The organism is Echinicola shivajiensis (genome assembly GCF_018642165.1).
GTDB lineage: Bacteria > Bacteroidota > Bacteroidia > Cytophagales > Cyclobacteriaceae > Echinicola > Echinicola shivajiensis.
Window position 1 is genome coordinate 472,468 of the sequence record NZ_JAHHZM010000003.1, and the last position, 8,501, is coordinate 480,968.

General features: G+C 40.7%; 6 protein-coding genes. 3 read left to right on the top strand and 3 right to left on the bottom strand.

The genetic code is table 11. The features are described from left to right. Window positions 1-10: 10 nt before the first annotated feature. Window positions 11-1,843, top strand: coding sequence for a glycoside hydrolase family 2 protein (locus KMW37_RS08480; RefSeq protein ID WP_215224181.1), 1,833 nt, complete (start codon window positions 11-13; stop codon window positions 1,841-1,843). A 270-nt stretch (window positions 1,844-2,113) separates the two neighbouring features. Here KMW37_RS08480 and KMW37_RS22415 read toward each other — a convergent pair whose 3' ends face one another. Further along, window positions 2,114-3,571 carry a zinc-dependent metalloprotease gene (locus KMW37_RS22415; protein ID WP_246581404.1) on the bottom strand — a complete coding sequence of 486 codons (1,458 nt, stop codon included), beginning with the start codon at window positions 3,569-3,571 and terminating at the stop codon, window positions 2,114-2,116. Between the two features lie 72 nt (window positions 3,572-3,643). Then, window positions 3,644-4,597, bottom strand: a complete 954-nt coding sequence (locus KMW37_RS22420; RefSeq protein ID WP_246581405.1) for a DUF5117 domain-containing protein — start codon at window positions 4,595-4,597, stop codon at window positions 3,644-3,646. Window positions 4,598-4,926: 329 nt separating this feature from the next. Between KMW37_RS22420 and KMW37_RS08490 the strand changes: the two genes are divergently transcribed. Then, entirely contained in the window at window positions 4,927-7,161 is a 2,235-nt protein-coding gene (locus KMW37_RS08490) for a S9 family peptidase (RefSeq protein ID WP_215224182.1), read from the top strand. 307 nt (window positions 7,162-7,468) lie between these two features. Then, the gene (gene nagB, locus KMW37_RS08495) at window positions 7,469-8,299 is read left to right on the top strand and encodes a glucosamine-6-phosphate deaminase (protein ID WP_215224183.1); all 831 of its coding nucleotides are present in this window, start codon (window positions 7,469-7,471) and stop codon (window positions 8,297-8,299) included. Between the two features lie 8 nt (window positions 8,300-8,307). Here the strand turns inward: nagB and KMW37_RS08500 are convergent. Then, window positions 8,308-8,501, bottom strand: a 194-nt coding sequence (locus tag KMW37_RS08500; protein WP_215224184.1) for a hypothetical protein, incomplete at its 5' end; no start/stop codon positions are given.

An 8,501-nucleotide genomic window follows, 5' to 3' on the forward strand; every position in this document is an offset into this window, starting at 1 on the left:
CCTAAAACGCATGAAAAAATCAATCTTATTAGGTGCGAGTTTACTTCTGGCTCAATCCATCTCTTGGGCACAAAATGGTGCGTGGGAGCCTGCTGAGGGAAAGATAATGACCGAGTGGGCGGAGCAAGTAAATCCTGAAAATGTACATCAGGAATACCCTAGGCCTCAGATGGTCCGTGAAGATAATTGGCAAAACCTAAATGGTCTATGGAAATACCAAATCCAGGCCAAAGGAGGAAGCACTCCTGGATCTTATGAAGGTGAAATCTTGGTGCCTTTTGCTGTGGAGTCAGCCCTTTCTGGTGTTGGAAAGACTGTAGGAAAGGATCAGGAGCTGTGGTACAAAACAACTTTTGATGCCAAGAAATCAAGCAAAGAAAGAGTGCTTTTGCACTTTGGTGCAGTTGATTGGGAAACAGAGGTCTTCGTAAATGGTAAATCAGTGGGCGTTCATCAAGGAGGCTATACTCCTTTCTCATTTGACATCACTGATGCCCTTAAAGGAAGAAAAGACAATGAATTGGTGGTGAGAGTTTGGGATCCATCAGATGAGGGGCCTCAGCCTAGAGGAAAGCAAGTTAACAGACCTCATGGTATTTGGTATACTCCAGTGACAGGTATCTGGCAAACAGTTTGGACAGAAAATGTTCCTAACAGCCATATTGTTTCTACTAAAAACACGCCAGATGTAGATGCGGGTACTCTGACGGTAGAAACTGAAATCGCTGGTGCCCAAGCTGGACAAATGGTGAAGGTAAAAGCCTTGGCCAATGGTGCAGTAGTAGCGGAGAAAGAAGTAGCTGTTGGAGATGCAGCAGTTCTATCAATCGACAATGCCAATCTTTGGGAGCCAGGAAATCCTTTCCTTTATGACCTTGAAGTGAGCTTGGTAAAAGGGAACAAGGTGATCGATGAGATTGACGGCTATGCTGCGATGAGAAAGATCAGCATGGAGCTTGGTGATGATGGTATCCAGCGTATGTTGTTGAATGACAAATTTGTATTCCAATATGGTCCATTGGATCAGGGATGGTGGCCTGACGGTTTGTATACTGCTCCGAATGAGGAGGCCTTGGTGTTTGATATTGCTAAAACTCAGGAAATGGGCTTTAATATGATCCGTAAGCATGTGAAAGTAGAGCCTGCAAGGTGGTATTATCACTGTGATAAAATGGGAATGTTGGTATGGCAGGATATGCCAAGCGGCGACCATGGAAACAGATGGAACCCAAGACCAGGTGTCGCTGGGGTAGGTACTGAAAGAGAGCGTACACCAGCCTCGGAAGCTATCTATAAGAAGGAGTGGAAGGACATCATGGATGCCAATCATAACTTCCCTTCCATCATCGTTTGGGTGCCGTTTAACGAAGCTTGGGGCCAGTTTAAGACGGAAGAAATTGTGAAATGGACTGTGGAATATGATCCTAGTCGTTTGATTAATGGTGCCAGTGGAGGAAACTTCTTCCCTGTGGGTCAGATCATTGATTTGCATAATTATCCAGATCCAGCTATGCCAAGCCCAAGATTGTTTGGTAAGGACATGGTGCTGACCTTGGGTGAATTTGGGGGTCTTGGACTACCTGTGGATGGGCATACCTGGCAGGATAAAGACAACTGGGGGTACCAGAGTTTTAAATCTGTTGGGGAACTGGAAGACAGATATGCCAAATTGATGGATGACTTGGTGAAATTGATTCCTATGGGCCTTTCTGCTGCAGTGTATACTCAAACAACTGATGTGGAGGTAGAAACAAATGGTTTGATGACCTATGATAGAAAGGTGATCAAACTAACACCTGAATTCCTTAAAAAAGTACATGAGAAACTGTATAAAGCAAAATAAAGTTTAGGATTAGTAGCATCTGTAATTTGCAATAATAAACTTATTGTATAATTAAGATAAACAGGAAAACCGGGACGAACAATTAGATTCACCCGGTTTTTTCATTATCTGTATATCTGCTATTGCACCAGTAAGAGTTACCCTTCAAAACATTCTCTCAAAAATGACACATATTTCATAGTTATAATTAATTGATTCAGTGAAAATCCGTGGAATCCTTGAGAAATAAAGCTAATGGTGTGAAAATGGATAATCAGATTTCATTATATCTTATTCAACATTACAAATAGGACTCAGCCATTTATAACTATCACTGCCGATTGGAGAACCATCAGGAGCTGGAAGCGGGGAAAGTACCTGGACTTTTTCCTTGGGTTCTTTGCGCATTTGGTCCACTATAGCTGCACAATATTCATAATGGGCCCTTTGTGGGCTGTTGGACAGCGATGCACTCATTTTTTGCATTAACTTCCTGATTTCAAAATAGGCGATACTTCTTGCTTGGGAACTTGCCTCAGGATTTTGAGATAAATCGATGAGTTTTTGTAGCAATAGTTTTTCTGTTAATCTTTTGATTTCTCCTTCGTAGTTAATGTCATTAGGAAGACTGTCCAGATAATTGATTAGTTTTTCAATAAGATCTTCCAGTCCTGGCAAAGCATTATCAAAGGCATGCTGGTTCACCAGCCTCGAGGCCCTTTGAGGGTTGAGTAATAGGGAAAGGCTGAGGTCCGCAGCTACCTGTGGAGCGGCCATGGCGTCAAATATTAATCCTGTTTTGCCACTGAAAGTTTCCCTAGGGTTTGACCAGTATCCATAAGGTCTTGGAGGAATCAAGTCCAGTACTTTCTTAGGAACCTTTAGTTTTTCTGGAGATAGCGTACTTAAAAGTGCATCAATAGCGGCTTCTTGCTCCTCTGCTGAAACAACTGAAACAGGATTTTCATTGTCCCCTCTAAGCCAATATGCGTAATTTACTCCTGCAATAACTTTGGAGGCGGCTTCCACTTGATACCTGTGGAATAGGTACATAGGTACAAACACTTCCTCAAGGGTGGCCAATGGTTCACCCATTTTAATTTTGTTTTCATCAAAACTATCCAATACCAAAGACCTGATTTCCATTACTTCCTTAAGCTCTTCCACTGCATTTTTTCCATTGTCCCACAAATGGGTATTGGGATGTGCGCTGCCTGTAGGCCTGGCATCCTGATCGGAGAGAAAGCCCAGTCCATTTTTTCTATAATCTTTCACCATTTTACTGATGGCTTCTTTTTCATCTTTTCCTTTTGGAAACTCCGCATAAGCCATCTGTATGGCCACCTTGTCCCATTCACCAATCCCTTCAGCATAAGCATCAGAGATATCCAGTTTTTTTCCTTTGAGTTTCACGCTAGGGTGAGGATAGTCCATTACAGAGGCACGATTCTGCGAACTGGCAATATAATTATGTGGTAATCCCAAGGTGTGGCCTACTTCATGGGCAGCCAATTGGCGCATCCTTGCCAAGGCCATATCCAGCATGGCTTCATCTTCTACTTCTCCAGTTTCAAGGTAATTAGCGATCAGTCCTTGGGCAATGAGGAAATCTTGTCTTACCCGAAGAGATCCAAGTGTTACTTTCCCTTTGATGATCTCCCCCGTTCTTGGATCGGTGATCCCACCGCCGTAAGACCAACCGCGGGTGGAACGGTGAACCCATTGGACCAAGTTATAGCGAATATCCATGGGATCGACATCCTCGGGAAGTAGCTTGACCTGGAAGGCATTGATATAACCAGCCGATTCAAAAGCTTCAGCTCACCATTTTGTGCCTTCCATCAAGGCCGTGCGAATTGGTTCTGGTGTTCCAGGATCAATATAATAAATGATAGGTTTTATAACTTCACTTGGTTCAGGTCCAGATTTTTTCTTTATTAACCTGTGCCTTCTGATATATCTTTTGACAATGGGCTCATTGATAGGGCTGGCAAAATCATAAAAGCTGACTTGGTTTACTCCTGCTCTCGGATCAAATTCTCTTGGAGTATATCCCTTGTCAGGTAGTTCCACAAAGGAATGGTGCATTCTAAGGGTAACAGCATCAGGACTTGGCGTAACGCTTCTTAAATAGCCCCCGGCCTTTGAACCGGTTAAGGTTATGGTGGCTTCTATCTCTGTGTTTTTAGGAAATGTTTTCGTCCTTTCCATATAGACGGCAGAGCGACTTTTGTCCAATTTATAATTGCCCTGATTAGTCCTGCTAATGGTCTCAGCAGCACCAATAGCATCTTGAAGAACCAAGTCGGTGGCATCTACTAAATAGTGATCATCTGATTGGGCGGAAATCTCAAAACCCCAAAGTACAGATTCTGCAAAGGACTCCTTTACAGCTCTTTGTTCCATATGATTATCGGAAATGGCCCGATAATCATAGTTGCTCTCGGTCATTAAAATTTTATTTCCGGATTTTCGAAAGCTTGCCACATGGGAGCTACCCATTCTTCCCCTGTCCAGACCAATGTCATTTGATCCTAATCCTGATGCCAAGGAAGTATAATATAATATTTCTTTATCCAAGGCATTTATTTCAAGGTAAATTCTACCGCTGGATTCATCCCAGTATAAATGATAAAAACCTTCATACTTGTTCATTTTAGCTGTAAACTCCGAAATGGATGGAGCCTGTTTTTCCTGTGCAGATAAATGATTGATTCCAAAAAGAAGGGTAAAAAGGAGGATTAAAAGTAGTGTCTTTTCTGATTTTATCTTCATAGCAATTATTAGTGATGATGTAAAATGGTTAAAAATGGGAATGGGTAAATTCAGTAGATAGGTATTTCGAAAATAATAATGAATGGGGAGTTTATCCTATACTTTTCTAGATAATGTTATATCATGATTGGTGAAATTTCATAAACTTAAAACCAAAGCGTTATAGGTGGCCTTTGAAAGCCAATCAAATACCTAAAAAAAATGCAGCGGAGTCATTTTTAGAAATAAAGTTAACCCTGTATTAGGTTTAGCTATTTTGGTGAAATAAGTTGTGACGATATTATGATATGTTGCATGTCGTAAAGCCATAAAATTTAACTTGCTTTTTTATGATAAAAAGATATCTGTTTTGTTTGTTCTTGAGTACCGTAATAAACCTTGGATTGCAAGCTCAGGGCACATTGAAGGATTATAAAAGCGCGGATGAAGTAAAGGAAGCCTTTTCAAAAGTTTATAAGGCTCCTGGAAAATTTCATTGGATAAAGGATACTCCTGATTTTTGGTATTCCATGAAAACCAAAAATGGTACAGAATATTTTAGGGTGGAGCCTGAAAGTACTCATAAGCGACCGCTGTTTGACCAACAGGATTTGAGTGAAAAGCTGAATCGAGAACTGGGAGATACTCTAAAGGCCTTTCATTTGCCTATAAGGGAAATGAAAATTGAAGAAAAAGGCAATTTGCTTGAGTTTGAGGCTAAGGGGTACCATTGGGAATATGATTTGGAAAATATTAATCTAAAGAAAGGTAAAGCCATAAAAGAAGACAATAGGGGCTATTGGGGAAACCGATGGGATGAGAGCAAGGGGGATCCTGTTCAGTCCCCGGAAGGGAATCAGGAAGCATTTATCAGAGAAAATAATGTATGGGTAAAGGACCTGGACAATGGGGAAGAAAGCCAATTAAGTTTTGATGGCTCTCCAGGAGAGTTTTATGCAGCGGCACTTAAATGGTCACCAAATGGAGAAAAAATAGCTACTTACAAAGTAAGGCCTGCTCCTGTGCGTAAGTTGACCTTAATATCATCTGCTCCAAAAGGGCAACTTCAACCTTCCCTAGAAACCAGGGATTATATGAAGCCTGGAGATGCTTTGCCTGTTAAGCAAGCTGTTCTGATCGATATTGAAAGTAAAGAATGTATGCCCGTTAAAATGGATCTTATGGACCATCAATTTTCCCTTTCAGGAATCAGGTGGAGGGAAGACAGTAGGGCTTTTACTTTTGAATACAATCAAAGAGGTCACCAAGTGTATAGGGTATTGGAGGTTAATGCCGAGGATGCTTCGATTAGGACTTTGATAGAGGAAAGAAGTGAAACCTTTATTCACTATAGTGGTAAGAAGTTCCGTGAAGATCTTGCAGATGGTAAGGAAATAATTTGGGCTTCGGAACGTGATGGATGGAATCACTTGTATTTGTACAATGGGGAAACTGGAAAGGTCAAAAGACAGATTACAAAGGGGCCTTGGGTAGTCAGGGAAGTCTTGCATGTGGATGAAGATGCTCGTAAGATTTACTTTTTAGCCAGTGGGCTGAACAGAAAGGAAGATCCCTATCACCTGCATCTTTGCAGCACTGGTTTAGATAAAGATGATTTTCAGCAATTGACCCAAGAAAATGCCAATCACCAAATTACCCTTTCTCCGGATAAAAAGTATTTTGTCGATCATTATTCCCGTCAGGATATGCCAACAGTTTCTGTTCTTCGAAACCTGGAAAATGGTAAGCTGGTGAAGGATTTGGAAAAAGCCGATATCAGTGAAATTGAAAAAGAGGGCTGGAAAGCTCCGGAGATATTTTCTGCCAAGGGTAGGGATGGTAAAACGGATATCTGGGGATTGATCATCAAACCGAGAAATTTCGATCCTAAAAAATCCTATCCTGTGATCGAGTATATTTATGCTGGGCCACATGATTCTTTTGTTCCCAAATCATTTGCCCCCAATTATCGTGGTTTGAATGAATTGGCAGAGCTTGGGTTTATTGTGGTTCAAATAGATGGAATGGGAACTTCCAATCGGTCCAAGGCCTTCCATGATGTATGTTGGAAGAACCTAAAGGATGCGGGCTTTCCTGATAGGAAACTCTGGATGAAGGCAGCAGCCAAGACTCGATCTTATATGGATTTAGAAAGGGTAGGGATATTTGGAACCTCTGCTGGTGGCCAAAGCTCCACAGGTGCCTTATTATTCCATCCGGAATTTTACAAAGTAGCGGTTTCTTCCTGTGGATGCCATGACAACCGCATGGATAAAATCTGGTGGAATGAGCAATGGATGGGCTATCCTATTGGTGAACATTATGCCGAATGTTCCAATGTGGTCAATGCGGGTAATTTGGAAGGGAAGTTACTGTTGATCGTGGGGGAAATGGATGATAATGTTGATCCTTCTTCCACTTATCAATTGGTAGATGAATTGATCAAAAATGATAAGGATTTTGATTTCTTGATGGTGCCAGGGATGGGGCATAGCTCTGGAGGTAGCTATGGAGAACATAAGAGAAGGGACTTTTTTGTGGAGCACCTACTAGGGGTTGATCCTCCAGCTTGGAGCAGTTTTTAATTAAATCTAATTTGGAATTACAATGGCTGAACTCTTGCTGAATTTAGGTCATGGAAATTAATTTTAAAACAGGCTATGCTACAGCATGGCCTGTTTTTTTTGCCAAGCATGTTCTACGATGAATGTGGCTAGGAATTTAGGAGGCAATGTAAAATCATATTCATTGATTTTTTGGATAGTCTTAATTGTGTATTTTTTGTATATTTATTGCATTAATAAATAAAATATTTCAATAAGATTGATTAGTTGATTAATTAATGTTGAAAATATAATCGATGGCTTTTTTATAAATTAAAATATTAAATAAATGAGGCTTCTAATCCAGAATAACTATGATTTGCTTTCTAAGTGGGTAGCAAATTATATCGCAGACAAAATCAATGAGCACCAGAAAAAGTACAGCAGACCATTTGTGCTTGGTTTGCCCACCGGTTCTTCCCCAATTGGTACATATAAGGAACTGACCGCATTGAACAAAAGCGGTAAGCTTAGCTTTAAAAATGTAATTACCTTCAATATGGATGAGTATGTGGAATTAGAGGAATCCCATCCGGAAAGTTATCATTCATTTATGTACAAGCATTTCTTTGATCATATTGATATTCCTAAGGAAAACATTAATATTTTGGATGGTAATGCGGAAGACTTAAGCTTGGAATGTGAGAAATACGAAGCAAAGATTAAGGAAGTAGGAGGAATTGATTTGTTTTTGGGAGGAATAGGTACAGATGGGCATATCGCCTTTAATGAACCAGGCTCTTCCTTAACTTCTAGAACAAGGGTCAAAACCTTGAATACAGAAACCAGAATGGTCAATTCAAGGTTCTTTGAAAATGATATTAATAAAGTGCCAAAGCTGGCCTTGACGGTGGGAGTGGGCACAGTTATGGATGCCAAAGAAGTGGTGGTGATTGTCAGTGGCCATCAAAAGGCTAGGGCTCTTCATAAAGCCGTTGAAGGAGGCGTTTCCCATATGTGGACCTTAAGTGCTCTGCAGCTGCACAATAAATCCATGATTGTTTGTGATGAGGATGCTACTATTGACCTAAAGGTGGGTACCTATAAATACTTCAAGGATATAGAAAAGCATAATATTGAACCTACCAAGGACAAGGAAGCTGATCAGTATTTGTATTAATAGTTGATTTAGTGTATTTTCCTATATGCTGCATCATTGAAAAAATAAGTGGCTATCCAATATCTTGTCATTTCGAGACCTAACATTTGGTACCCAACCGCACAAAAGGGAATGACGTTTAGATCGAAGTGGCCTGTACAATATAGCCGTCCCTGGTATAGTGCAAATTGCCTGTTTTCGAGCATGGTTGGATAGAAAGGAG

Coding starts and splice junctions, on each gene's coding strand:
- KMW37_RS08480 (WP_215224181.1), top strand. CDS start 11: ATGAAAAAATCAATCTTATTAGGTGCGAGTTTACTTCTGGCTCAATCC.
- KMW37_RS08490 (WP_215224182.1), top strand. CDS start 4,927: ATGATAAAAAGATATCTGTTTTGTTTGTTCTTGAGTACCGTAATAAAC.
- nagB (WP_215224183.1), top strand. CDS start 7,469: ATGAGGCTTCTAATCCAGAATAACTATGATTTGCTTTCTAAGTGGGTA.
- KMW37_RS22420 (WP_246581405.1), bottom strand. CDS start 4,597: ATGAAGATAAAATCAGAAAAGACACTACTTTTAATCCTCCTTTTTACC.
- KMW37_RS22415 (WP_246581404.1), bottom strand. CDS start 3,571: ATGGATATTCGCTATAACTTGGTCCAATGGGTTCACCGTTCCACCCGC.